Annotated in this window: 19 protein-coding genes; 9 read left to right on the plus strand and 10 right to left on the minus strand. The window is 71.4% G+C overall.

Annotated elements, in window-relative coordinates; all coding sequences use genetic code 11:
- Positions 1 to 37: 37 nt before the first annotated feature.
- The 5 genes from ABT158_RS10170 to aceB are packed head-to-tail and all read right to left on the minus strand — an operon-like array spanning position 38 to position 6,218.
- A complete protein-coding gene (locus ABT158_RS10170) occupies positions 38 to 787 on the minus strand; it encodes an IclR family transcriptional regulator (RefSeq protein WP_352352429.1) in 750 nt (249 codons plus the stop codon).
- Positions 784 to 1,986 carry a (Fe-S)-binding protein gene (locus ABT158_RS10175; RefSeq protein WP_352352799.1) on the minus strand — a complete coding sequence of 401 codons (1,203 nt, stop codon included), beginning with the start codon at positions 1,984 to 1,986 and terminating at the stop codon, positions 784 to 786. The genes ABT158_RS10170 and ABT158_RS10175 overlap by 4 nt, the downstream gene beginning before the upstream one ends.
- Positions 1,987 to 1,988: 2 nt before the next feature.
- Positions 1,989 to 3,182: an FAD-binding oxidoreductase gene (locus ABT158_RS10180; RefSeq protein WP_352352430.1), complete on the minus strand. Its 1,194-nt coding sequence runs from the start codon at positions 3,180 to 3,182 to the stop codon at positions 1,989 to 1,991.
- Positions 3,182 to 4,621, minus strand: a complete 1,440-nt coding sequence (locus tag ABT158_RS10185; RefSeq protein ID WP_352352431.1) for an FAD-linked oxidase C-terminal domain-containing protein — start codon at positions 4,619 to 4,621, stop codon at positions 3,182 to 3,184. The genes ABT158_RS10180 and ABT158_RS10185 overlap by 1 nt, the downstream gene beginning before the upstream one ends.
- A 19-nt stretch (positions 4,622 to 4,640) precedes the next feature.
- Positions 4,641 to 6,218 (minus strand): malate synthase A, encoded by a 1,578-nt coding sequence (gene aceB, locus ABT158_RS10190; protein WP_352352432.1) that lies wholly within the window; start codon positions 6,216 to 6,218, stop codon positions 4,641 to 4,643.
- Positions 6,219 to 6,375: 157 nt separating this feature from the next.
- On the opposite strand from aceB, the gene ABT158_RS10195 reads away from it, so the two are divergent.
- From ABT158_RS10195 to ABT158_RS10230, 8 genes are all read left to right on the plus strand, one after another.
- Positions 6,376 to 7,068, plus strand: coding sequence for a DUF4097 family beta strand repeat-containing protein (locus tag ABT158_RS10195; RefSeq protein ID WP_352352433.1), 693 nt, complete (start codon positions 6,376 to 6,378; stop codon positions 7,066 to 7,068).
- An 84-nt stretch (positions 7,069 to 7,152) separates the two neighbouring features.
- Complete coding sequence (gene hflX / locus ABT158_RS10200; RefSeq protein ID WP_352352434.1) at positions 7,153 to 8,565, plus strand: GTPase HflX; 1,413 nt, start codon at positions 7,153 to 7,155, stop codon at positions 8,563 to 8,565.
- 427 nt (positions 8,566 to 8,992) lie between these two features.
- Positions 8,993 to 10,201 carry an imidazolonepropionase gene (gene hutI, locus ABT158_RS10205; protein WP_125633626.1) on the plus strand — a complete coding sequence of 403 codons (1,209 nt, stop codon included), beginning with the start codon at positions 8,993 to 8,995 and terminating at the stop codon, positions 10,199 to 10,201.
- A 35-nt stretch (positions 10,202 to 10,236) separates the two neighbouring features.
- On the plus strand, positions 10,237 to 11,052 hold the full coding sequence (locus ABT158_RS10210; protein WP_352352435.1) for a DegV family protein: 816 nt from the start codon (positions 10,237 to 10,239) through the stop codon (positions 11,050 to 11,052).
- 751 nt (positions 11,053 to 11,803) lie between these two features.
- A complete protein-coding gene (locus ABT158_RS10215) occupies positions 11,804 to 12,445 on the plus strand; it encodes a ComEA family DNA-binding protein (protein ID WP_352352436.1) in 642 nt (213 codons plus the stop codon).
- Between the two features lie 49 nt (positions 12,446 to 12,494).
- Positions 12,495 to 15,383 (plus strand): ComEC/Rec2 family competence protein, encoded by a 2,889-nt coding sequence (locus tag ABT158_RS10220; protein ID WP_352352437.1) that lies wholly within the window; start codon positions 12,495 to 12,497, stop codon positions 15,381 to 15,383.
- Positions 15,384 to 16,229: 846 nt separating this feature from the next.
- Positions 16,230 to 16,775: an isochorismatase family protein gene (locus ABT158_RS10225; protein WP_352352438.1), complete on the plus strand. Its 546-nt coding sequence runs from the start codon at positions 16,230 to 16,232 to the stop codon at positions 16,773 to 16,775.
- A gap of 188 nt (positions 16,776 to 16,963) precedes the next feature.
- Positions 16,964 to 17,689, plus strand: coding sequence for an MBL fold metallo-hydrolase (locus tag ABT158_RS10230; RefSeq protein WP_352352439.1), 726 nt, complete (start codon positions 16,964 to 16,966; stop codon positions 17,687 to 17,689).
- 52 nt (positions 17,690 to 17,741) lie between these two features.
- Here ABT158_RS10230 and ABT158_RS10235 read toward each other — a convergent pair whose 3' ends face one another.
- The 3 genes from ABT158_RS10235 to ABT158_RS10245 are packed head-to-tail and all read right to left on the minus strand — an operon-like array spanning position 17,742 to position 19,654.
- The gene (locus ABT158_RS10235; RefSeq protein ID WP_352352800.1) at positions 17,742 to 18,479 is read right to left on the minus strand and encodes a Rid family hydrolase; all 738 of its coding nucleotides are present in this window, start codon (positions 18,477 to 18,479) and stop codon (positions 17,742 to 17,744) included.
- Positions 18,431 to 19,336: an LLM class flavin-dependent oxidoreductase gene (locus ABT158_RS10240; protein ID WP_352352440.1), complete on the minus strand. Its 906-nt coding sequence runs from the start codon at positions 19,334 to 19,336 to the stop codon at positions 18,431 to 18,433. The genes ABT158_RS10235 and ABT158_RS10240 overlap by 49 nt, the downstream gene beginning before the upstream one ends.
- Positions 19,337 to 19,354: 18 nt before the next feature.
- Positions 19,355 to 19,654, minus strand: a complete 300-nt coding sequence (locus ABT158_RS10245; protein ID WP_352352441.1) for an aldo/keto reductase — start codon at positions 19,652 to 19,654, stop codon at positions 19,355 to 19,357.
- A 218-nt stretch (positions 19,655 to 19,872) separates the two neighbouring features.
- Between ABT158_RS10245 and holA the strand changes: the two genes are divergently transcribed.
- Entirely contained in the window at positions 19,873 to 20,844 is a 972-nt protein-coding gene (holA, locus tag ABT158_RS10250; protein ID WP_352352442.1) for a DNA polymerase III subunit delta, read from the plus strand.
- Positions 20,845 to 20,874: 30 nt separating this feature from the next.
- Here the strand turns inward: holA and ABT158_RS10255 are convergent, their stop codons facing one another.
- Together ABT158_RS10255 and ABT158_RS10260 are read right to left on the minus strand one after the other, a co-directional pair.
- Positions 20,875 to 22,014: an epoxide hydrolase family protein gene (locus ABT158_RS10255; RefSeq protein WP_352352443.1), complete on the minus strand. Its 1,140-nt coding sequence runs from the start codon at positions 22,012 to 22,014 to the stop codon at positions 20,875 to 20,877.
- 59 nt (positions 22,015 to 22,073) lie between these two features.
- A complete protein-coding gene (locus tag ABT158_RS10260) occupies positions 22,074 to 22,571 on the minus strand; it encodes a MarR family winged helix-turn-helix transcriptional regulator (RefSeq protein WP_352352444.1) in 498 nt (165 codons plus the stop codon).
- Between the last annotated feature and the right edge of the window lie 14 nt (positions 22,572 to 22,585).

Genomic DNA, 22,585 nt, shown 5'->3' on the forward strand with positions numbered 1-22,585 from the left:
GCGCAACAGAATAGCCGCCGAAGCCGGACGGCAGGCGCTACTTCGACGAGGCCGGGGCGAGCTCGCGGCCGAAGTCGGCGGCGATCATCCGCATGCCCTCGGCCAGCTCGTCGCGGTCGAGGGCGTCGATGCGCTCGGCCGGCCCCGACACCGACATCGCGGCCACCACCCGCTCGCCGTCCCGGACGGGCACCGCCAGGCAGTGGACGCCCAGCTCCTCCTCGCCCAGGTCCGTCGCGTAGCCGCGCTCCTTGACCCGGCCGAGCTCGGCCAGCATGCCGGCCGCGTCGGTGATCGTGTTCGGGGTGCGCCGCGGCATGCCCGTACGCTCGAACACCGCCATCGCCTCGGCGGCCGCCCGCCCGGCCAGCAGCGCCTTGCCCACGGCCGTGCTGTGCGGCAGCACCCGCCTGCCGACCTCGGCGAACATGCGCAACCTGCGCGGCGAGGGCACCTGCGCCACGTAGACGACGAAGTCGCCTTCGAGCACCGCCAGGTTCGCCGTCTCGCCGGACAGCTCCACCATCCGCGTCAGGTACGGCTGCGCCCACACGCCCACCATGCTCTCCGCGATGCCGCCCAGGCGGACCAGCCCGCCGCCCAGCGCGTACCGGCGGTCGGACTCCTGGCGCACGTAACCGCGGGCGAGCAGCGTCTGCAGCAGCCGGTGGATGGTCCCGTACGGCAGGCCCGTCCGCGCCGCTATCTCCGACAGCCCGGCCTCGCCGCCGTGCTCGGCCAGCGCCTCCAGCACGTCGAGCGCCCGCTCGACCGACTGCACGCTCACAGCGACACCCCGCGCAGGGAGGCGTCCAGCACTTCGGCGGTGTGGGCCACCCTGATCTCCTTCCCGGCCCGGCGCAGCGCCGTGGCGATCTGCATCGTGCATCCCGGATTGGCCGAGACCAGCAGCTCGGCCCCGGTCGAGGCGACCGCCCCGGCCTTCCGGTCGCCGAGGTCGCGGGCCGCCTCCGGTTGCAGGATGTTGTACGTCCCCGCCGACCCGCAGCAGATCGCCGACTCCGGGACCTCCCGCAGCTCCAGCCCGGGGATCCCGCGCAGCAGCTCGCGCGGCTGCGCCCGGACGCCCTGGGCGTGGGCCAGGTGACAGGCGTCGTGGTAGGCGACGGTGAGCGGCAGCGGATGCCGCCTGGCCGCCGGGCCCAGCTCGGCCAGGAACTCCGACAGGTCACGCACCCGGAACCCGGGATCGGCGCCGAACAGCTCGCCGTACTCCTTCATGACGGAGCCGCAGCCGGCCGCGTTCACCACGACCGTCTCGACCCCCGCCCGCCGGAACGCCCTGATCGTCCGGCGGGCCAGCCGCCGGGCCTGATCGGCGCGCCCGGCGTGCACGCTGAGCGCCCCGCAGCAGCCCTGCCCGGCCGGGACGAGCACGTCGCAGCCCTCCAGCGCGAGCACCCGCGCGGTGGCCGCGTTCACCTGCGGGAAGAACTCGCCCTGCACGCACCCGGTGAGCATGCCCACCACGGCCCTGCGCCGGCCCCTGGCCCTGACCAGGCGCGGCAGGCGCTGCCGGTGCTCCACGCGCGGCGCGAGCGCGGCCATGGCGCCCAGGCTCGGATGGGCCCGCGTCAGGAACGGCGCCATCCGCCCGGCCAGCCACATCGTCGGCCGCAGCAGCCGCAGCCTGCGCGGGTAGGGGAACAGGCTGAACACGATCTCGCGCACCGCCCGCTCCCGCGGCTCGCGCACGTGCGTGCGCTCGACCTCGGCGCGGGTCTGCTCGATCAGCCGGTCGTAGCGCACGCCCGACGGGCACGCCGTGACGCACGCCATGCAGCCCAGGCAGGCGTCGAAGTGCCCGGCCATCTCCGGGGTGACCGGAACGCCCTCGACGTGCTGCTTCATCAGGTGGATGCGCCCGCGCGGCGAGTCCATCTCCTCGCCCCACAACGCGTACGTCGGGCACGTCGGCAGGCAGAACCCGCAGTGCACGCAGTCGCCGATCAGCTCCGGGTCCATGGTCACAGGCCTCCCGCCAGCCGTCCGGGCGACATCCTGCGCCCGGGGTCGAACCGTTCCTTGACCCGCCGCATCAACGGCAGCGCGCTCACCCGTCCCCACCTGTCGACCCCGGCGCACGGCGCGGCCAGCACGTTCACCCGGCCGCCCGCGGCCTCGACCCGCTCCCGCAGCCCGCTCACCAGGCCCGGCAGCGCGTCCTCGGCGACGGGCGCGCCCGGCTCCAGCAGCACCCGGCCGGCCACCACCGACCCGCGCAGCGACAGGCCGCACCCGGCCGCCGCCCGCAGCACGGCGCCGGCCGCCGCGGGCGGGAAACGCACCTCGACCAGCACCTCACCCCGTGGGACCACCCCCCACCAGGACGGCGGCTCGCCGGTCACCGCCCCGCCGCCGGTCAGGTCGCGCAGCGCCTCGGCGCGTGCCCGCGCGGCCGTGCCCTCCACCAGCACCGCCAGCGTCACCGGCCCGCCCGGCTCCGGACGGTCCACCTCGACCGCGCTCGGCTCGGCCTGCGCGGCCGCCAGCGCCGCCGCGACGCCCGGCACGTCGTCCGCGGGCATCACGGTGACCACCCAGCACCGCTCGCCGGGCAGCGGATGCAGCCGGAACGTGGCCTCCGCGATCACCCCGAGGGTGCCGTACGAGCCGGTGAACAGCTTGCCGAGGTCGTAGCCCGCGACGTTCTTGACCACCTTGCCGCCCGACCGGGCGATCGTGCCGTCGGCCAGCACCACCGTGACGCCGATGAGCAGGTCGCGGGCGGTGCCGTGGCGGAAGGCGCGAGGGCCCGGCAGGGCGGCGGCGAGGGTGCCCCCGACGGTCGCCTGCCCGGCGAACGGCACGTCGAGCGCCAGCTCCTGCCCGCGCGCCGCGAGCGCCGCCGCCAGCGCCGCCGTCCGCACGCCGGCCTGCGCGCGCACCACCAGGTCGCCCGCCGCGTGCTCCAGGACCGCGTCCAGGCGGGACAGGCCGAGCAGCACGTCGCACCGCTCCGGCGGCGGACCCCAGTGCAGCTTCGTGCCGCCTCCCACGGGCACCGCCGCCAGGTCGGCCGCGGCGCACGCGCGCAGCACGGCGGCGACCTCCTCGACGGTCCCCGGCAGCGCCACCCACCGGGCGCCCCACTCGTGCGCGGGGTCTTCGGGCCCGGCCGCCCTGACCGGCACGCCGGTGCCCGAGAACGGATCCGCCATCAGAACTGCTCCGCCCTGCCCGACTCGACCAGCGGGTGCGCGCCCTTGCGCACGCCCGGCACCTCGCCGCACAACCGCGGCGTGGGGAACACCTTGCCCGGGTTGGACAGGCCGCCCGGGTCGAACGCGCACCGGACGAGCTGCATGGTGTCCAGATCGGCGCCGGTGAACATCTTCGGCATGTAGCGGGCCTTGTCCACCCCGACGCCGTGCTCGCCGGTGATCGAGCCGCCGTGCTCGACGCACAGGTCGAGGATCGCGCCCGAGACCGCCTCGGCCCGCTCGCCCGCGCCCGGATCGGCGTCGTCGAACAGCACCAGCGGGTGCAGGTTGCCGTCGCCGGCGTGGAAGACGTTGGCCACCCTGATGCCGTGCTCGCGCGAGAGCCGGTCGATGGCCGCGAGCACGCCGGGCAGCGACGTGCGCGGCACGACGCCGTCCTGGACGATGTAGGCCGGGCTGATCCGGCCGACCGCCGCGAAGGCCGACTTGCGCCCCTTCCAGATGGCCGCGCGCTCCTCGGGACCGGCCGCCACACGCAGCTCGAAGGCGTCCGAGCAGATCTCCGTCAGCCGCGCGAACTCCCGCTCGACCGACTCCCGCGGCCCGTCCAGCTCCACGATCAGCACCGCGCCCGCCCCCCGCGGGTAGGAGCAGGCGACCGCCGCCTCGGCGGCCTCGATGGCCAGCGCGTCCATCATCTCGATCGCGGCCGGCACGATGCCCGCCCCGATGATCGCCGACACCGCCCGGCCGCCCTGCTCGATGTCCTCGAACGCGGCCAGCACCGTGGTCACCGCCTCCGGCGCCCGGCTCAGCCGCACGGTGATCCTGGTCGCGATGCCCAGCGTGCCCTCCGAGCCGACGAACGCGCCGAGCAGGTCGTAGCCCGGGTCCATGCGGTCGAGGACGACCAGGTCGCCGTCGGGGGTGACGATCTCGCACGCCTCGACGTGGTTGACGGTGAAGCCGTACTTGAGGCAGTGGGCGCCGCCGGAGTTCTCCGCCACGTTGCCGCCGATCGAGCAGACCTGCTGGCTGGAGGGGTCGGGGGCGTAGTAGTAGCCCGCCTCGCGCACGGCCTCGGTGATGGCCAGGTTCGTCACGCCCGGCTCGACCACGGCCCTGCGGTCGGGCAGGTCGATCTCCAGGATCCGGCGCATCTTCGAGGTGACGATGAGCACGCCGTCCTCGCGGGGGAGCGCGCCGCCGGACAGGCCCGTGCCCGACCCCCTGGCCACGAACGGCACCCCGAAGTCGTTGCACAGCCGGACGACCCCGGCGACCTGCTCGGCCGTCGCGGGCAGCACGACCACGCCCGGCGTCGCCCGGTGGCTGGTCAGCCCGTCGCACTCGTAGGTGCGCAGGCGTACCGGATCGGTGATCACCGAGTCGGGAGGCAGCAGCGAGCGCAGCGCCGCCGTCAGCGTGTCGAGCACCAGTCACTCTCCAGCACATCTACGGCATCTGGGCGTACGCCGGCAGCGTCAGGAACTCGGCGAAGTCGTCGTCCAGCGCCACCTCCTTGAACAGCGCCGTCGCCTGCCCGAACAGCCGCTCGTCGTAGCCCGGCTCGGCCGAGATCCGGGCCAGCTCCTCGGCGATGATCCGCTCGACCAGCTCCTTGGTCACCTGCTCACCGGTGTCGGCCAGCGTGATGTCGTTGTGGATCCACTGCCAGATCTGCGAACGGGAGATCTCGGCCGTCGCGGCGTCCTCCATGAGGTTGTGGATCGCGACCGCGCCCAGCCCGCCCATCCAGGCGGCCAGGTAGCGCAGGGCCACGTCGACGTTGTTGCGCAGGCCCGTCTCGGTGATCTCGCCGGGCGTCTCGGAGACCGACAGCAGGTCGGCGGCCGAGACGCGGACGTCCTCGCGCAGCCGGTCGAGCTGGTTGGGCCGCGCCCCCAGGACGCCGTCGAACACCTCGCGGCACACCGGCACGAGGTCGGGGTGCGCCACCCAGGAGCCGTCGAACCCGTCGCCCGACTCGCGCGTCTTGTCCGCCCGCACCTTCTCCAGCGCCACCGCGTTGACCTCGGGGTCGCGCCGGGAGGGGATGAACGCCGCCATCCCGCCGATGGCGTGCGCGCCGCGCTTGTGACACGTCCGCACCAGCAGCTCGGTGTAGGCCCGCATGAACGGCGCGGTCATCGTCACCGCGTTCCGCTCGGGCAGCAGGAACTCCCGCCCCCGCGTGCGGAACTTCTTGATCACGCTGAACAGGTAGTCCCAGCGGCCCGCGTTGAGCCCGGCCGAGTGGTCGCGCAGCTCGTAGAGGATCTCCTCCATCTCGAACGCCGCCGGATAGGTCTCGATGAGCACGGTCGCCCTGATGGTCCCGTACGGGATGCCCAGGAGCTCCTGGGCCCGGGTGAACACGTCGTTCCAGAGCCGCGCCTCCAGGTGCGACTCCATCTTCGGCAGGTAGAAGTACGGCCCCTTGCCCTTGTCGAGCTGCCGCTGCGCGCAGTGGAAGAAGTAGAGCCCGAAGTCGAACAGCGACGCCGACACCGGCCGCCCGTCCACCTGGGCGTGCTTCTCGTCCAGGTGCCAGCCGCGCGGGCGCACCACGATCGTGGCCAGCTCGTCGTCGGGCCGCAGCGCGTACGTCTTGCCGCCGGTCTCGAAGTCGATCGCCCGGTCGAGCGCCTCGCGCAGGTTGAGCTGCCCGGACACGCAGTTCTCCCACAGGGGCGAGTTGGCGTCCTCGAAGTCGGCCAGCCACACCTTGGCGCCGGAGTTGAGCGCGTTGATCGTCATCTTCCTGTCGACCGGCCCGGTGATCTCGACGCGGCGGTCCTCCAGGCCAGGGGCCGGCGGCGCGACCTGCCAGTCGCCCTCCCTGACCTCCTTGGTCTCCGGCAGGAAGTCGAGCGTCCCGCCGGCCGACAGCTCCGCCTGCCGGGTCTGGCGGGCTTCGAGCAGCTCCAGCCGCCTGGCGCCGAACTCCCGCTGGAGAGCCGCCACGAAGCCGAGCGCCTCCGGCGTGAGGATCTCGTCGAACCGTTCGAGCATCGGGCCGGTGATCTCCATGTCCCCTCTTTTCCGTAGAGTGGAAAACTGATTCTGGATTGTGGAAGTGAAGCTACTCCGCCCGAGGTTCCCGGGTCAAAGGCTGGGGTACCCCTGGGGGCGTCTTCGGGGGCATCCCCGATGCGGAGGGGGTCATGCCCGCGGAAAGATCGGGGACATGAAGACGATTGCCGTGGCGGGCGGGCTGCTGGCCGCCGCGCTGGTGCTGACGGGTTGCGGGCTGGAGAGCCTGGGCGGTTCCTCCAACCAGGACACTGTGTCCTACGAGGTGAAGGACAAGGTCTCCAAGTTGCGGGTCAAGAGTGACAACGGCGATGTCGTGATCACCGAGACCGACGGTCCCGCCGTCCGTGTCGTCGAGACCTTGCGTTGGCGGAACGACGACAAGCCCAAGCCGCAGCACAAGGTCGAGACCGACGCGCTTTTCGTGACGTACGACTGCCCCTCGAACTGGGGGAGCTGCAGCGTGGACTACAAGATCGAGATCCCCAAGGGCCTTGCCGTCGATCTCGACATGGATTCCGGCGACGCCACCTTGCGGGCGCTGAGCGGGCAGCTCGACGCACGGGTCAGCTCCGGCGACCTCGACGGCTCGGGCATGACCGGCAAGAAGGTGCACGCCACGAACGACTCGGGCAACATCGAGCTCAAGTACACCTCCCCGCCCGACAGCGTCGAACTGGACTGCGACTCGGGCGACGTCGTCCTGCGCGTGCCCGCCGGCTCCTACGACGTCAGAACGGACGTGGGGTCCGGTGACGCCACCGTCTCGGTCAAGTCCGACCCCGCCTCGCCCCGCAAGATCTCCCTGAGCGCCGATTCCGGCGACGTGACGCTTTCGGCGGGATAACCAGGTGATGACGCCGGGGATGTCGTGCCACCATCGTGGGAAGACACCGAGGTGTCCAGACGTTCCCTCATAGAGATGACACGAATGCACGAATACACCGCGCTCGACGAGTTCGAGACCGGCGACATGGACCTCGAGGAGCGCCAGGCGCTGCGCCGCGTGGCGGGCCTCTCCACCGAACTCCAGGATGTCTCCGAGGTCGAGTACCGGCAGCTGCGGCTCGAGCGGGTCGTCCTCGTCGGCGTCTGGACCTCCGGAACCGCCGAAGACGCCGAGAACTCCCTGCTCGAGCTCAAGCTCCTGGCCGAGACCGCCGGGTCCGAGGTGCTCGAAGGGCTCATCCAGCGGCGCCAGAAGCCCGACCCGGCCACCTACATCGGCTCGGGCAAGGCCCTGGAGCTGCGCGACGTGGTCGAGTCGACCGGCGCCGACACCGTGATCTGCGACGGCGAGCTGACCCCCGGCCAGCTCCGCCAGCTGGAGGAGACGGTCAAGGTCAAGGTCATCGACCGTACGGCGCTGATCCTCGACATCTTCGCCCAGCACGCCAAGAGCCGCGAGGGCAAGGCCCAGGTCGAGCTGGCGCAGCTGCAGTACCTGCTGCCGCGCCTGCGAGGCTGGGGCGGCAACCTGTCCCGCCAGGTCGGCGGCCGCGCCGCGGGCGGCGTGGGCATCGGCGGCCGCGGCCCCGGTGAGACCAAGATCGAGCTCGACCGGCGCCGCATCCGCGACCGCATGTCCAAGCTGCGCCGCCAGATCAGCGGCATGTCCACCTCGCGCGAGACCATGCGCCACCGGCGCCAGCGGCGCGAGGTCCCGGCCGTGGCCATCGCGGGCTACACCAACGCGGGCAAGTCCTCGCTGCTCAACCGCATCACCGGTGCGGGCGTGCTGGTCGAGGACGCGCTGTTCGCCACGCTCGACCCGACCGTGCGCCGCGCCCGCACGCCGGAGGGCCGGCTGTTCACGATCGCCGACACCGTCGGCTTCGTGCGCCACCTGCCCCACCAGCTCGTCGAGGCGTTCCGGTCCACGCTGGAGGAGGTCGCCGACGCCGACCTGATCCTGCACGTCGTCGACGGCTCGCACCCCGACCCCGAGGGTCAGCTCGCGGCCGTCCGCGAGGTGTTCGCCGACATCGAGGGCGCCTCCGAGGTGCCCGAGGTCGTGGTGATCAACAAGGCCGACGCGGCCGACCAGGAGGTGCTCGACCGCATCGCCAGGCGTGAGCGCGACAGCATCGTGGTCTCCGCCCGCACCGGCAAGGGCATTCCCGAGCTCATGCGGCTCATCGAGGAGCGGCTGCCGCGCCTCGACCACGAGGTCCACCTGCTGGTGCCCTACGACCGGGGCGACCTGGTCTCGCGGGCCCACAAGGAGGGCGAGGTGCTCTCCGTGGAACACGTCCAGGACGGCACCGTCCTGCACGCCCGCGTGCTGCCGAGCCTGTTCCAGGAGCTGGAGCGGGTAGGCAAGCCGGTCGAACGCGTCTCTTAGCCGGACGGCTGGGCAGCTCTCGCTCAAAGTAGCGCAGAGCTGCCCAAATAGTGCAGTGGTCCAGGAACCCTGGGGTTGCTAGGATGGCCAGACCTAACGTTGGTCTGGTTTTTTGGTTTCGGTTCTGGGTTTCGGATGATGACGTTGAGTGCGGCAGTCGTCAGCGGGGGCCAGGGGGGCAAGGCGTGGCCGGGTGACGGATGGGATGAGTGGTCTTTCTTCCGAATAACCCTGTACACCAAGCCCGGCTGTGAAATAACGTAACTGAACTGAAATCGCCGGGTCATGTCTCCGGCGATACGGTCACCGCACAACATCACGCGGATGAGAGCAGGAGACCCCCCATGTCGTCCGGACCCGGAGCGGACTCAGTGGGCGCGGCACAGGCCGTGCGCTGGGTGTTGCGCCTGCAGGGGGCGGTGGTGCGATGACCGTTCGGCTCTTGACCAACATCGGCCGCCTGTGGACGGGTAACGAGGTCCTCAGCAACGCGGCCATCCTCGTGCACAACGACCGCATCGCCTGGGTCGGGCGGGCGCCCGACCTCCCGCAGAGCGTGCCCGGCGTCGTCGACGACATCGTCGACGTCGACCACGTGGAGAACCTCGGCGGCGCGCTCGTCACGCCCGGCCTCATCGACGCCCACACGCATCCGGTCTACGCCGGCAACCGCTACGCCGAGCTGGCCATCCGCACCGGCGGCTCCAGCGCGGCCTCGATCACCGCGGCGGGCGGCGGCGTCGGCTCCACCGTCACCGTGACGCGCGGCACCGACCCCTGGACGTTGTGCAACGGCGTGCGCGAGCGGCTGCGGAGCTGGCTGCTCAGCGGCACCACCACCGTCGAGGCCAAGACCGGCTACCACCTCACCCGCGACGGCGAGCTGGCCGACGTGCGGCTCCTGCGCGAGCTGGAGAAGGAGCCGATGATGCCGCGGGTGCACGTCACCTTCCTCGCGGCGCACGTCGTGCCTCCCGAGTACTTCGGCCGTCAGCGCGAATACGTCGAGGCCGTGGGCGCCTGGTGCGCCGACGCGGCGGCGGCCGGCGCCGACAGCGTCGACGTCTACTGCGACGAGGGTCACTTCACCACCGAGGAGTCCCGCTGGGTCCTCGCCTCGGGCCGCAACGTGGGGCTGCTCCCGCGCATCCACGCCGGCCTGTTCAGCCGTCGCGGCGCCGTGCAGCTGGCCGCTGAGCTCGGCTGCGCCTCCGCCGACGGTCTGCACCACATGTCCGACGAGGACATCGCGATCATGTCCCGCTACGGCGTGCCCGCGGTGGTCTGCCCGGCCACGGCACTGCAGCGCGGCCACGTGCCGCCGGTCCGTCAGATGATCAAGCACGGCGTGCAGATCGCCCTCGGCAGCGACCACAACCCCGGCTACTGCGGCATCACCTCGATGTCGCTGGTCATCGCCATGGCGGTGTCGGCGTTCGGCATGAGCGTCAACGACGCGCTGCGCGCGGCCACGCTGGGCGGCGCGACCGTCCTCGGGGCGCCCGACCGCGGGGTGCTGGCTCCCGGGCGGCTGGCCGACATCGTGCAGTGGGACGCCGACCACGAAGGCGCCTTCGCCTGGTCCTTCGGGCTCAAGCCGCGCCGGGTCTGGCGGGGCGGCACGCCCGTCCAGTAACCCCGGACTCGGGAGCGGGTGGCTAATCTCGGGATATGCCGCCCTCTGTCGCCGTTGTCACCGATTCCACCGCTTACCTGCCCGCCGTGCCCGGTGTGACGGTGGTGCCGGTACAAGTGGTCGCCCGCGGCATCCCGCGCGACGAGCACACCTTCACCGGCGACCTGGCCACCGCCACCACCTCACGTCCGTCGCCCGCGCGCTTCGCGGCCTGCTACGACGAGCTGGCCGCCGCCGGCGCCACGGGCGTGGTCTCGATCCACCTGTCCGGCGAACTGTCCGGCACCGTCGAGTCCGCCCTCGCGGCGGCCAAGGACGCGCCGGTGCCGGTGGAGGTGATCGACAGCCGGTCCATCGCGATGGGCCTGGGCTACCCCGTGCTGGCCGCGGCGCGCTCGGCCGCCGCCGGAGCCTCCTTGGGCGACGTGGCCGACGCCGCCCGCCGCACCGCCGCCGTCACCCGGACCTTCTTCTACGTGGACACCCTGGAGTACCTGAGACGGAGCGGCCGCATCGGCGCCGCCACGTCGTTGTTCGGGTCGGCCCTCATGATCAAACCGCTGCTGCACATCGTGGACGGGCGCATCTCCCTGCTGGAGAAGGTGCGGACGTCGGGACGGGCGATCGCGCGGCTGGAGGACCTGGCGGTGGAGGCGGCCGTGGAGCTGGGCGGGGCCGGGGTGGCGGTGCAGCACATGGGGGCTCGGGGGCGGGCCGAGGCGTTGGGGGGACGGCTGTCGAAGCGGGTGGCGGGGGTTCGTGAGGTGCGGGTGGTGGAGGTGGGGGCGGTGATCGGGGCTCATGTGGGGCCGGGGATGCTGGGGGTGACGGTTACGGCGTACGAGGGGTGACCTGGCGTCCTCTTTGTTTTGCGGGCCTTCCCTTGGTCGGTGTCGGGTTTTCCACAGTCATCTCGGTTCTTGGCTCCGTCGTCCCCAGAACTCGGTTCGGTAGCTTGTGGACGGGGGGTGCAGCCCTAGGTTCGTCGGCGTGCGATCTCAGGACCCGACGGCAGAGCGGACCATAGCCGAATCCAGGCTCCGGTCGATCACGAGCCCTGCCCGGCGGCCGCGTCCGGGACGACGCAACAGACATCCTTACGGCGACGAGGCCCAGAACCTTCCGACCTCCCGACTCAGCGCATCTCCGCCACCCTCTGCGCCTACTTCTTCTGCGTTCGCTTCTTCCGTGAGCGCTTCTCCTGCATCTGGGGCTCCTGTGCTGGATGCTCCTGCGTTCGCGTCTCCCGAGCGGTGGGATGGGCGTGGTGAGTCAGCTTCCGAGCTGTGGGGCGACCTTGGGGTTGTGCCTTCCTGTGAGCCGGGGAGTGAGGGCGGGGGTGAGCCTTCGTCCGGGCTGTGGGGTGAGCCTCGGCCTGAATCGTGGGGCGGGCGTTCGGCGGGGCCTCAGGCGATGTCGCAGCCCGAGCGGCAGGCAGAGCGGCAGCCCGAGCGGCAGGATGAGCCGGAGGAGAGCGTCCCCGGAGCCGAGCGTCGAGCTGAGCGTCGGGCTGGGCGTCGGAGCGGGCCGGGGATCGAGCCCCAGGGCGTCACAGGGGCGCCCCCGCACATCCCGCGGCGGATCACAGGCAGCCCCGCTCCCATGCCTCCGACTTTCCAAGCGTTCCGCGACGCCATCACCTCGGCCCAGCCGTCCACCACCATCGACCTCAGCAAGCCCGGCCTGCGCGTGCTCGTCGCCGTCGGTGCCCTGGCCGTGGCGGTCGCCGTCTTCTTCGTCTGGCGCTCCCAGCCCACCCCGGAGCCCCTTCCGCCGCCACCCGCGACAACCCTTCCATCCCCGTCACCCACCGCCGCCAAGGTGACCGTCCAGGTGGCGGGCAAGGTCCGCACCCCCGGCGTCTACCTGCTCCCGCAGGGCTCCCGCGTTACGGACGCGGTGACGGCGGCGGGCGGGCTCAAACACGGAGCCTCCACGGGCCCCCTCAACCTAGCCCGACGCCTGATCGACGGAGAGCAGATCATCGTGGGAGCCCCCTCCGCGGTCGTCCCCGCCGTACCTCCCGGATATTCCGGCTCGGACCCCGCCACAGCCATCCTCGACCTCAACGCCGCCACCCCCGACCAACTCGAAGAACTCCCGGGAGTGGGAGAGGTGCTGGCCGCCCGGATCGCCGAGTTCCGCACCGCCCACGGCGGCTTCACCAGCGTGGACCAGCTCCGCGAGGTTAGTGGCATCGGCCCGAGAAAGTACGAGGAAATCAAGCCGAAGGTCCGCGTCTGACATGCCGCCCTCCGACGCCCCCTCGAACCCCGGCCCTTCTGCAATCCCCATGCGCCCCGCCGATCCTCTGTGCCCCGCCACCATCGATCCTCCGCGCTATGCCGCCACCGACCCTCTGCGCCTCGCCACCGCAGACGGCGGCGAGCACAAGCGCTCCTGGACACTGGTCCTCCCGGCGCTGTCCGCTTGGGCCAGCGCCCTGATCATGCTCGGCCAATCGCCCATAGTGGGCATGACGGCAGCCGCCACTACCGTCCTGGCCGCAGGCGTCCTGGCCTGGCGCACCCGCTCGCCGTTCACCCACTGGCCCCTCATCGGTTCATTGATCAGCAGGTTCCTGCCTGGGACGTTCGGATCTGTCCTGTCCGCCCTTCCACTGCTCCTGCCGTTCAGCCGACACCATTTGCTACGTTCGTCGCCCTCTCCCTCAGGACGGATTTCGCCCGGTCGGCCTTCGCCGCCCTTCTTGGGGGCTTGGCGGAACGTGGTGCTCGCGACACTCATCTGCGCGGCGGCGGCCTCCGCGTCTGTCGCCTTCCGCGTCCAGGCGCTGACCACCGGCCCGGTGGCCGAGCTCGCCGCCAGGAACGCGAACGTGACCGCCCAGATCGTCCTGTCCGACGACCCGAAGCGCAGGCCACGCAGAAGCGGCCACTTCAACCAGGACAGCTACGTGATCCCGGCCACCCTCAAGATCATCGAGGTGTCTGCGTGGCAGAAAGGCAGATCCGCTACCGGTCGACCTGAGGGGAACCGTCCTGACGTCCCTGGAGGCAGTGACGGAGGTGTGGCGCAGGCAGCATCCCCGCCACCGGAACGCCAAGCCGTCGACGTCCCCGTCACGGTGTTCGCCGGCGGCAACACCTGGAGCACCCTGCTGCCGAGCCAACGCCTGCAGGTCACCGGCCGCCTGGCGCAACCAACGCCCGGCGACCTGGTGGCAGCCATCCTCCTGGTACGAGGCGAGCCCCGCATCCTGACACCGCCTTCGTCCATGCAGACCATGGCGGGCACTCTCAGAACCGGCCTCCGGACAGCCGCCGACCCCCTCCCGCCCGACCAGCGGGGCCTCCTGCCCGGCCTGGTCGTCGGAGACGTCTCCCGCATCGCCCCTCAGGTGGCCGCCGACCTCAAAGAAGCGGGCCTGAGCCACCTGAACGCCGTAAGCGGCGCAAACCTCGCCATCGTCGCAGGCGCCGCCCTGGCGCTCTCCCGCCTGGTCGGCCTCTCCCTGCCGCTGAGAGCCGTTTTCGCGGCCGTCGCGATGCTCGCGTTCACCGTGGTGGCCAGGCCGTCCCCGAGCGTCCTCCGTGCCCTGCTGATGGGTCTGGCCGCGGCCCTCGCCCTGGGTACCGGGCGGGCGAAGGACGGCCTCGCCGCCCTCTCGGCAACCGTCCTCTTGCTGGTGCTGTTCGCACCGGAACTGGCGCGTTCGTACGGCTTCGCCCTTTCAGTCGCGGCCACCGCCGGCATCCTCCTCCTCGCACCACGCTGGCGCGACAAACTCTCCACTCCGTCACCGACGGAGACCGGCGACCGCGACGCCACCGAAGCGCCCACGACGACAGACCGGAAACCAGAAGAGGGCAGGGAACGCGGCAGCGTGCAGGGGCGTGCGGCAAGTGCGTCCGAAGAGGCCGGCGACTGCCGCGCGACCTCGCCCCCCGAAGACGCGTCCACCGGTCGAGGACGTGCCGTCGCAAGGATGCGCCGCTTGCCGAGATGGCTGGCGGAGGCGCTGGCCGTGTCGGCTGCCGCGCAAGCGGCCGTGACGCCCGTCCTGGTGCTGATGTCGGGTCAGTTGACGTTGGTGGCGGTGCCCGCCAACCTGCTCGTGGCCCCAGCCGTGGCTCCCGCGACCCTGCTCGGCTTCGTCGCCGCCCTGGTGGCCCCGATCTGGCCGGACGCCGCCGGCATGCTGGTCATCCCGGCCGGATACGCGGTGGGCTGGATCGTCACCGTGGCTCGCTGGGCCGTGAACGTCCCTCTCGCCACCCTGCCCTGGCCGGGCGGCCTGCCCGGTCTGGGGCTCCTCGCCCTCGCCGTGGCCGTCGCGATCCCGGTGCTCAGGCACCGCCGCTGGCGGACGATGGCGCTGCTGACGGCAGGGGCCGCTCTGGTCGCCGTACTGGTGATCCGTCCGCTGACGGGGGGTTGGCCGCCCAAGGGCTGGCTGATGGTGATGTGCGACGTGGGGCAGGGCGACGGGCTGGTGGTGGCGGCCGGACCTGGACGAGGCGTGGTCGTGGACACCGGCCCGGACCCGGTCGTCATGGATCGATGCCTGCGCAGGCTCGGCGTCGAGGACGTTCCCCTGCTCGTCCTGACCCATCCGCACGCCGACCACGTGGACGGCCTGCCGGGCGTGCTCAGGAACCGACGTGTGGGAGCCGTGATCGTCAGCCCTCGGCCGACGGCGGTGCAGTCCAGCGCGCGGATCTCAGCCGTACTGGCTCGGCACCGGATTCCCGAAGGGAACGCTGCACCAGGCACGCGATGGCGGTTCGGCCCGTCCGAGCTCACTGTCGTCGCCCCTGACCCGACGTCAGGCGGGAGTAACGGCCAAGGCGAAGGCAGCGTGATCAACAACTCCAGCGTCGTGATCGCCATACGCTGGCGCGCCGGTTCCGCCCTGCTCGCCGGAGACCTGGAGACCGAGGCGCAGGACGATCTCGCACGCCACCTCGCCCTGCATGCTGACATCCTCAAGACCCCGCACCACGGCTCGAATCGCCAGTCCCCGGCCTTCCTCGGCGCGCTGGGTGCACGGGCCGCCCTGATCAGCGTGGGCACCGGCAACGACTACGGCCACCCGGCCACATCGACCCTCGCCCTCCTCCACCGCCTCGGCGCCGCCATCTACCGCACCGATCGATCGGGCGACCTGGCAGTCGTCGAACACGAAGGCAGCCTGGCCGTTGTCCCCCGTGGACCATGAATGCTCCGACGCCGAACGAGCGCGACCCAGGCTCACCGAGGCGGATGGCACCGGTGGGTCGCCCGAATGGATCAAGAACCGGCCACCGGAGCCGTGGTCGCAGTTGTGAGCGAGTCGCGGGCTGGCGACGTCTCACGCCCGATGCCGAGCCGATCTCCTGGACGGGGATGCCAGCGGTTCTTAGGGCGGTGACTGTTCGCGCCTGGTGACGAGCCGATCTTCCGGACGGGGATGTCGACGGGGCGAGGGCCGGTGTCTCTTCACGCCCGAAGAAGGTCTCTGGGCCGGTCGAAGAACCCAGGGCTGTAAGGGCTGGCCGCCGGTGTGGGCCGCTCGGACGGCTGCCGGGCGTTCTGTCGAATCAGAGAACCGGCCCTGGTCCCGCAGATCCCCCTGTCCGGTTGATGCAGCGTTACTGCCGGGGGATCGGCTTGCCATCGGCGTGGAGAGTCGCCGGCGACCTGCTCCACAGCCTCTCGGCAGTGTTGCGCTGCTCTTGGAGCTCAAAGGCAGGTGTGACCGTCGGTCGCCGCAGAGAAGCGCGGTGCTCTGCGGCGGCCGCGGTTGGGGGCCAGGGGCCCCCTGGCTTTCTGGAGGCCATGGCCGCTGAAGGTCGGGGTCGGGGTCGGCGGCGGTGGCAGGGGCGGGCCCCGCGGCGCGGCGGGCCACGGTCGGTCAGGGCGTCGAGCCGTTCGAGGGTGCCCGGATGGGGGCGAGGTGTTCGGGCAGGGCGTCGCGAGTCGGCCCGCCGAGCCGGAAGCAGGGCAGATTTACTTGGCATCGTTCATGTGCGGCATGCTACTGTCCTCTTATCATTCAGACTATGAACGATTTTGGGAGAGAATAGTGATCGATCCCCGTACCGTGCAGATCGTCTTCGCCGACCTGCAGGACAGCATCGTGGCCCTGAGCAGCACGAACAGCCCCGACGTCATCAGGCGGTCGGCTGGCGTGCTCGCCGCGGTCGCGCAGGCGCTGGACATCCCCTTCACCGTGTCGGTCGCCCCGAGGCCCGGTGGCCCCGGTGTCATCGTCGAACTTCCCGAGACGTCCCCCTTCGTGCGCGGCGGACCGTGCTGCTGGGACGACCAGGCATGGCGCGAGGCGATCGCTGCCGAGGGCCGTAAGACGCTGGCCGTTTGTGGTGTGACCTCGGAGATCGTCGTCCTGCACACCGCGCTCGACGCCCTGGCCGACGGCTATGACGTGATTGTGCTGGTTGACGCGAGCGGCGGCATGTCGGAGCGCACGGAGAGCGCGGCCTTTCGCCAGATCGAAGCGGCGGGTGGCACGGTGACGTCCGTGGCGAGCTTCGTCACCAGCATGGTGCGTGACTTCACCACCCCAGTCGGCCGCGAGGTCATCACCGCACTGCACGGCCTGTCGCGCTAGCGATCACGGCCGCGGCCCCCGCCTGAGACTGCGGCCCCCGCCTGAGACTGCGGCCCCCGCCGTCAGGCTGCGGCCTTCGCCTCCAGCCCGCGGGCCCCGCCGTCAGGCGTGATCCTCGCCGTCAGGCCGCGGGCCCCGCTGTCAGGCTCTGTGCTCCGTCGTCCGTTCAGACCTCCGGAAGAAGTTCCATGAGACTCGCTCCCCATCTGCACCGCCTCGGCAACGACGTCGTGGCCTGCTATCTCGTCGACGCCGACGAGGGCATCACCCTGATCGACGCCGGACTGCCCGGCCACTGGCGGGATCTGCGGCGCGAACTCCGTTCCCTCGGCAGGTCCGTGGACGACATCCGCGGACTCGTCCTGACCCACGGCGACTCCGACCACCTCGGTTTCGCCGAACGCCTGCGCAGCGAGCACGGGGTGCCGGTGTTCGTGCACGCCGCCGACGCCGTCCGCGCCCGTACCGGCCAGAAGCCCAAGGTGGCGGTCGGGCCGGTGCGGCTCGGTCCGGCGCTCGGCTTCCTCGGGTACTCCATCCGCAAGAACGGGCTGCGCACCCGCCACGTCGGCGAAGTCACCGAGATCGGTGACGGCGACGTCCTGGACCTGCCCGGGAGCCCGGTGATCGTGGGCATGCCGGGGCACTCGCCCGGGAGCGTGGCGGTGCACGTCCCGCTCGCCGACGCCGTCTTCGTCGGGGACGCCCTGACCACCCGGCACGTCCTCACCGGACGCGAAGGCCCCCAGCCCGCCCCCTTCACCGACGACCCCGCCGAAGCGCTCGTCTCCCTCGACCGGATCGCCCGGCTGCCGGCGTCCTGGGTGCTTCCCGGACACGGCGCTCCCTGGCGCACCTCACCTGCCCGAGTGGGGGAAGAGGTTCGGGCGGCGTCGGCCAGAACCCGCGGATGAACCTGGCCTTGAGCCCGGTAGCCACTTTCCTCGGGCCCGATGCCCGCTTCCCTCAGGGCCCGGAGCTCGCATCCCACGAGGCCGGTGGCGGCGGCCGGGACGGCGGCCGGGGCCGCGTGGCCCTGCGAGAGGAAGCCGAACGCCGGGACCAAGACGCACAGGCCCGGCCGTGACCTTGGGCTTTTGTCAGGTACGGGCGCGGACGGCGTTCGGCGGCGTGCACGAACACCGGCACGCCGTGCTCGCGCGGACGGCGAGCGGACGGCGAGCGGACGTTGAACGCCGGCAGGGCGCGCTCAGACGGCCTTGTCTGCGGTCGCGACGGCGTCCAATTCGAACAGCATGTCGGGCAGGGCGAGCGCGGCCATCCCATGAGCGTCTGAGCCGGCGGCAGATCCCCCCAGACGTCATGGACGGCCTTGAGAAGAACCTCCAGCCTGTCCTGGTCCTGGTCGACGATGTGGGTGCGGATCTGCACGACGTGGCTGTGGTCGAGGTCGGCCGCGGCCGGCGCGTTGCCCAGGTTCGCGAACGACGGCCTGGCCTGCTCGGCGAAGCCCTCGGAGACGACGTGGCCCTCGCGGTCGGAGGCGCACTCCCGGGCGACGAAGACGGTCTCTCCGGAGGCGCAGGCGATGTCGCTGGAGCCGTATCCGACCGGGTCGTGCAGAGTCTCAGGGTTGATGATGGTGTCCTCTTGCCGACGGAAGAGCGTCCGCGAACAGGGGACGGCACGTCGCGCTACTTCGCGATCGCCTCGCGCACGGACGGCACGATCTCCTGGGCCCAGCGGGCCAGCGTGGTGAGGTCGGTGGCGCCGTGGCCGGCGGAGAAGAGGACGAAGCCCGAGGCGTCGTGCTCCAGCACCGCTTCGGTCAGCTCTTCGACCCACTGCCCGACCGAGCCGCCGATCCAGCGTCCGTCGTGGTCGCGGGTGGCGGGCAGCGGACGGTCGGTGATGCGGCCCGGGAAGTTGTAGATCGTACGGATCTCGCGTGGGTCGCGGCCCACCGCGGCGGCCGCCTCGTCGATGATGGGCCGCGAGGCGCGATACCGCTCGCTGCGCCAGTCGGCCGCGTGACCGGGGATCCAGCCGTCGGCCACCCTGCCCGTGGCGGCCAGGGATTTGGGCCCGTTCGATCCGGTCCATACCGGGGGCGCGGCGACGGGGGCGGGCTCGATCCCGCGTACCCGGTAGTGGCGTCCCTCGTGGGTGACCGGCGCGCCGCCGCCCGACAGCTTCCGGATCAGGACGATCGCCTCCTCGAAGGCGTCCACGGCGTCGCCGGGGGTCTGCCGGGGCACGCCCATGTCGGTGATGCGGTCCCACAGCCCGCCCGCGCCCATGCCGAGCACGACGCGGCCGTTCGACAGCGCCGACAACGACGTCACCGTCCTGGCCAGCATGGGGGCGGGCCTGGTCGGCAGGTTGGTGACATTGGCCAGGCCGGCGATGTGCCGCGTGCCGCCCAGCAGGAAGCCGATCGTGGCGTAGGCGTCCAGGCGGTCGCCGAGATAGGGGTGGTCGGACAGCGAGAAGAGATCGAGCCCGTCCCGGTCGGCCTGCTGAACCATGTGCAACAGCTCGGGCAGGTCCTCGAAACCGGAATGCGCGCCGAAACCGAACACCACATCAGATGCAGACACAGTATTGCCTTTCATACTTCACACGGAGAAAGAAGGAGAGGTCACCAGGCGTACGCTTTTGGTGCTGGTTTGGGGCCGGGCGGCGGGAACAAACTCGTCCAGCCTGGCCAGAGCGGGTGCATCGAGGGTGATCGCGGCGCGCGCAGCGAGCCGTCGAGCTGTCCTGCCGTCCCCTTGGGCGAACCAGCGGCCGATGATCTGCTCGGTGCGGCCGTCGGCATGGACGTCGGCGGTGTCGAAGAAGTCGATGCCGTGCTCGTGTCCGCGATCCATGATCACGTGACTGTCTGGTTCGGACTTCTCCGTCCAGAAGTTCATCGTGCCCAGGGCCGGCCGGGACCCCGACAGCCCGCTGCGGCCGCCGCCTCGGCGGCCGCCCTCCGGGGGACCGCCAAGCCGCCGTGGCCCACAACCGTACGACTCGTCATCGTCACTCCCACCAAAACTCAGTTCGCTACCCGAACTATAGTCGTTCGTAACGCGAACTACAACGGTCGAGTACCAGGTTGTCGGTGCCGCATGGCATGCTGCCTGACATGGCGGGAACCGATCCAGCACGTGTCACCCTGGTCCTCGGCGACGAGGAGCTGCTTGCCGAGCGGGCGGTGGGTGCCGTCGTCGCGGCGGCGCGCGCCGGCGATCCGGGGACCGAGGTGCATGATCTCGTCGGCGGAAAGGTCTCCACCGGCGAGCTGACCCAGCTGACCTCGCCCTCGCTCTTCGGCGACCACTCGGTGGTGGTCATCCGCTCGGCGCAGGACCTGCCGAAGGACGTCATCACCGAGGTGGTGTCGTACGCGAAGCAGCCGTCCGACGACACGGTTCTCGTGCTGGCGCACCCGGGTGGGGTGAAGGGGAAGGCGCTGGTCGACGGGGTGAAGAAGGCCGGGGCCCAGGTGGTGACGATCAACAAGGTCACCAAGGCCGGCGAGCGGCTGGAGTTCATCAAGGGAGAGGTCAAGCGGGCCGGGCGGAACATCGCGGGCGACGCGGCCCAGGCGTTGCTCGACGCGGTGGGCAACGACCTGCGGGAGCTGGCGGCGGCGTGCAGCCAGCTCGCGTTCGACACCGAGGACAAGACGATCAGCGCGGCGGCCGTGGCGCGCTATCACAAGGGCCGGGCCGAGGTCACCGGCTTCAACGTCGCCGACTCGGCGATCGAGGGGCGCCTGGCCGAGGCCCTGGAGCAGTTGCGCTGGGCGCTGAGCACGGGCGTCGCGCCGGTGCTGCTGGTGAGTGCGCTCGCCGGTGGCCTGAGGTCGCTGGCCAAGGTGGGAAGTGCCCCGCGCAACCTGCGCGGGGCGCAGCTCGCCGGCCATGTGGGCATGCCGCCCTGGAAGGTCGACCGGGTCAAGCGCCAGCTGAACGGCTGGGGGCCGGAGGGCTTGTCCCGGGCGATCCAGGCGGTGGCCACCGCGGACGAGCAGGTCAAAGGCGGCGGCGCGGACACCGCCTACGCCCTTGAGCATGCCGTGCAGGTGATCGTCGCCAGCCGTACGGGCCGGTAACGAACACCCGCGCGGCGGTGGTGGCGCTCCTCAGGCCGGGCGCAGGGCGCGGAAGAACGTGGTGATGTCGGTCGCCAGTTGGGCCGGTTCCTCCAGGGCCATGAAGTGGCCGCCCCGGGCCGGGGTGTTCCAGTGGCGCAGGTCGGTCAGGGCACGTTCGGCGAAGCTGCGGGGGAGGTTCGCCACGGAGGGTTCGTGGCTGAGCGTGACGGCGGACGGCACGGTGATCGGCGGCCGGGGCGGGTTGCTCGGCCAGTCGTAGTACGACTTGAACGAGGTGCCGATCGAGCCGGTGGCCCAGTAGAGGGTCAGCATGGTGAGCAGGGTGTCGCGGTCGAACCGGGACTCCAGGTCGCCGTGGCAGTCGCTCCAGGCGCGCAGCTTGTCCACGATCCACGCGGCCAGGCCGGTCGGCGAGTCGAGCAGGGCGGCGGCGATCGTGTCCGGACGGGTCAGCATGATCTCGCTGTAGCCGCCGTCGCGCTCGTCGTAGGCCGCTTCGGCGTCCAGGAAGGCCTGTTCGTCGGGGGTCAGCGGCGGGACGTCCAGGGAGGCGGGGGCGGGCGGGTGGATGAGGTGGATTCCGGTCACCTGGTCCGGATAGAGGGCGCCGAGCCAGCCGACGGCCGCGCCGCCGATGTCGCCCCCGAAGGCCCCGTACCGTTCGTGGCCCAGGACCTCGGTCATCAGCAGGTGCAGCAGGCGGGCCATCGCGGGCCGGGTGAGGGGCTCGTCCGGCAGGTCGGAGTAGAGGAAGCCGGGCATCGACGGGATCACGACGTCGAAGGAGTCGTCGGGGTCGCCGCCGTACCGGGCGGGGTCGGCCAGGCGTGCCGCCAGGGGGAGCATCTCCATGAAGCTGCTCGGCCAGCCATGGCAGAGCAGGATGGGCAGCGGCGCGCGGCCGGTGCCGGGGATGCGGACGAAGTGGAGGTCCCGTCCCTGGACGGGGGCTTTGCAGTGGTCCAGCTCGTTGAGGCGGGCTTCCTGGGCGCGGAAGTCGAACCCGTCGGCCCAGTACGTCACCAGTTCCCGCAGGTAGGCCGGGTCGGTCCCGCCTTCCCAGGGGCGGTGGTCGAGCGAGCGGGTGAATCTGGCGTTGCGGAGACGGGTACGCAGGTCGTCGAGTACGTCGTCGGGAACCTCTATGCGGAACGGCGTCACGGCCATGTGGTCTCCGAGGTCGGAAGTTTCATCCCAGCATGGGTACCACCGGACGCCCGCCCGCCTCAATGCAATTGATTGGGGTTCGTCTCCACGTAGAGCAGGAGCTGTTTGAGCAGGTTGTCCAGGGTGTCCTGGTCGTCGGGGGAGAGGGCGTTCACCATGGCCGCCTCCAGCACGGCCAGGACGGCCATGGCCTCCATCCAGAGGTCGTGCCCCTTGGGCGTGAGCTCGATGTCCACGCGACGGCGGTCCTCGGTGCTGCGGACGCGGCGCACCAGACCGGCCTTCTCCAGCGTGTCGAGGCGGCCGGTCATGCCGGCGGGGGAGAGCAGCAGCTCGGCGGCCAGCTCGGTCGGGGTGGCGGTGCCGTTGTGGGCGGCGAGCCGGTGGAGCGTCTGGAACTCGAAGTCCTGGACGCCGGTCTGGGCCAGCGCTGCCGCCTTGGCGTGGCCGAGGTGTTTCACCAGCGACTGCATGCGGGTGACGATGCCCTCCACCTGCTCGTCGAAGGGCGCCTTGCCGCGCCAGCGGGCCAGATGACGATCGACGGAGTCCTCCACGGCACAGGATCATA

Source organism: Nonomuraea sp. NPDC001636 (assembly GCF_040298265.1).
Classification (GTDB): Bacteria; Actinomycetota; Actinomycetes; order Streptosporangiales; family Streptosporangiaceae; genus Nonomuraea.

What these genes read in the sequence shown, in the direction of transcription:
- ABT158_RS10175 (WP_352352799.1), bottom strand. Translation starts at nt 1,986, where the DNA reads ATGGACCCGGAGCTGATCGGCGACTGCGTGCACTGCGGGTTCTGCCTG.
- ABT158_RS10180 (WP_352352430.1), bottom strand. Translation starts at nt 3,182, where the DNA reads ATGGCGGATCCGTTCTCGGGCACCGGCGTGCCGGTCAGGGCGGCCGGG.
- aceB (WP_352352432.1), bottom strand. Translation starts at nt 6,218, where the DNA reads ATGGAGATCACCGGCCCGATGCTCGAACGGTTCGACGAGATCCTCACG.
- ABT158_RS10195 (WP_352352433.1), top strand. Translation starts at nt 6,376, where the DNA reads ATGAAGACGATTGCCGTGGCGGGCGGGCTGCTGGCCGCCGCGCTGGTG.
- hflX (WP_352352434.1), top strand. Translation starts at nt 7,153, where the DNA reads ATGCACGAATACACCGCGCTCGACGAGTTCGAGACCGGCGACATGGAC.
- hutI (WP_125633626.1), top strand. Translation starts at nt 8,993, where the DNA reads ATGACCGTTCGGCTCTTGACCAACATCGGCCGCCTGTGGACGGGTAAC.
- ABT158_RS10210 (WP_352352435.1), top strand. Translation starts at nt 10,237, where the DNA reads ATGCCGCCCTCTGTCGCCGTTGTCACCGATTCCACCGCTTACCTGCCC.
- ABT158_RS10215 (WP_352352436.1), top strand. Translation starts at nt 11,804, where the DNA reads ATGCCTCCGACTTTCCAAGCGTTCCGCGACGCCATCACCTCGGCCCAG.
- ABT158_RS10220 (WP_352352437.1), top strand. Translation starts at nt 12,495, where the DNA reads ATGCGCCCCGCCGATCCTCTGTGCCCCGCCACCATCGATCCTCCGCGC.
- ABT158_RS10230 (WP_352352439.1), top strand. Translation starts at nt 16,964, where the DNA reads ATGAGACTCGCTCCCCATCTGCACCGCCTCGGCAACGACGTCGTGGCC.
- ABT158_RS10245 (WP_352352441.1), bottom strand. Translation starts at nt 19,654, where the DNA reads ATGAACTTCTGGACGGAGAAGTCCGAACCAGACAGTCACGTGATCATG.
- holA (WP_352352442.1), top strand. Translation starts at nt 19,873, where the DNA reads ATGGCGGGAACCGATCCAGCACGTGTCACCCTGGTCCTCGGCGACGAG.
- ABT158_RS10255 (WP_352352443.1), bottom strand. Translation starts at nt 22,014, where the DNA reads ATGGCCGTGACGCCGTTCCGCATAGAGGTTCCCGACGACGTACTCGAC.